Source organism: Candidatus Symbiopectobacterium sp. NZEC135 (assembly GCF_025962695.1).
Genome location: NZ_JAGFPF010000294.1, coordinates 1 through 1,880, shown reverse-complemented (window position 1 = coordinate 1,880; position 1,880 = coordinate 1). Strand labels below are relative to the sequence as shown.

Here is a 1,880-nt window from a genome sequence, read left to right as displayed (position 1 = left end):
GTGGGGGCTGGCACTGGTGGCAGCGGGCTTTGTAGTGCTCGAGCGCCGGGTCATCCTGACGGTTGACTGGACTCTGCTGCTGGTTTTTATGGCGATGTTTATCGACGTTCACTTGCTAATACAGCTACCTGCGCTTCACGATGTTCTCAGTAGTACCCGGTATCTGTCACCGGCTGAATTGTGGCTGACGGCCATTGGTTTGTCGCAGTTTATCAGTAACGTGCCTGCCACCATTTTGCTACTGAATTACGTTCCGCCAGACACCCTACTCGCCTGGGCGGTAAACGTGGGGGGATTCGGTCTGTTGCCAGGTTCGCTGGCAAATTTGATCGCTCTACGTATGGCCAACGATCGCCGTATCTGGTGGCGCTTTCATTTCTACTCTTTGCCGTTGCTACTCTGGGCCGCCGTGGTGGGCTACGGTCTGTACTATTTCGGATCCTAGACTGCCCCTACTGATTGGCTGATTTGTAATAAGCACGCCCGAACACTCCGGCAGTGTCAGCAGGCTTAGAGATTTATAGCATAAGAAAACACCCGGCCAAGCCGGGTGTTGATACACACTGATGTTCACGCTGCTTTACTTGAGGCGATAGCAGTTTATCCCGGCGTTGAATGACAGTTCGTCATAAACGCTTTCACCGTTAAAAACGCGATTGAAAAAACGAAATGCTGAGCTGTTTGAGTTTGAGACCGCATCACCTTCAAAATACGCATGACTGCTGCCAACAACCTCTGTGAAGTCTACATAAATGGCCTGTTTTGCATCAAGGTTATGCAAATGATGACCCAATCGTGGCAATTGTTGCTCACCTAATTTTGCTCTTGATAATTTCAGTGCACTATCATCTTCATTAATCGTGATGTAGACAGACTTACGACAGGGTATTTTATCCACCCATTGTTTATGATCTTTATTATTGGCATCAGCAGCCGCCAATATGACATTATCGAACAGCAGTTCATGTGCGTTTGAACTCTCAGGGTACAAGGTATATTGATACAAATAGTTGCCCATGCTGTGTGTCATCATATTGATGGATATTGGGCATTTATCTTCCTGTAGCCGCATGATCAATGCATTACGCTTTTCCGTTGAAGCATTGCTCCCAAGTTGTTTATCGACTTTTTTTACAATCTCAATTTTTACCTTTTCCACCTGTTCCCTGAACAGTGCTGCCATGCGGCCCAGGCAGCGATCGAGGGCTCCCGTTGAGGCCCGCGCATCTCTTTTATCGCTAAGGTATGAGGCCGTACCCCATACGCCGCCCCCATTGGCTGGCCAAGAGAAAACCAACACTTCAACATTATAAAGTGCTTCCAGCCGTGCTGCACGTTCCAGCACATCCTCTATGTTATTATTATAACCATGGACAAAAACAGCAAATTTCTTTTCTCTGCCTGTAATTTTTTAAACAAAACGGCAGCAACATAATCACTGGCATAATAAGTCACACCGGCGTCAGTCAGATTAACTTCTGTTTTCATTTTCTCAGTTATCTTATCGGGAAGAATATTAACCGTCCACTTACCCTCTTTTTTCTCTGCCGCTACCAATCGTAATTCATTAGGACCATTTTCATTAGCCGTATCACCAAACAGTTTCAAGTCCTTGCCATTTTTATTCACATTCCTATTCGTCACAATAAACATAGAAATCACCTTTAATAAAGATATATTTATTACGGAATGGTTTCACCGAAATGCATTTTTATTCATGGTGCTTTGGCCGCAGCTATCGGCAAAACACCGCGTGCAGGCACGCAGAGATGCATTAAGATGTGTTATGTAAAAATTTGAATTGAAACATTTGCGCGCGGTAACTATCACAGCTGACACAAGCGTAGACAGCGGAGCGCAACTTATCCACTGGCGTAGGA

2 protein-coding genes and 1 pseudogene are annotated in these 1,880 nt (G+C 45.7%); 1 reads left to right on the top strand and 2 read right to left on the bottom strand.

Going from position 1 to position 1,880, the window contains the following annotated elements; translation table 11 throughout:
* Positions 1–445: pseudogene (locus tag J5224_RS26110) on the top strand (anion transporter); the annotation flags it as partial.
* Positions 446–580: 135 nt separating this feature from the next.
* Here J5224_RS26110 and J5224_RS26105 read toward each other — a convergent pair.
* Positions 581–1,345: an alpha/beta hydrolase gene (locus J5224_RS26105; protein ID WP_264628094.1), complete on the bottom strand. Its 765-nt coding sequence runs from the start codon at positions 1,343–1,345 to the stop codon at positions 581–583.
* Positions 1,346–1,350: 5 nt separating this feature from the next.
* Positions 1,351–1,653 (bottom strand): hypothetical protein, encoded by a 303-nt coding sequence (locus J5224_RS26100; RefSeq protein WP_264628093.1) that lies wholly within the window; start codon positions 1,651–1,653, stop codon positions 1,351–1,353.
* Positions 1,654–1,880 lie beyond the last annotated feature (227 nt).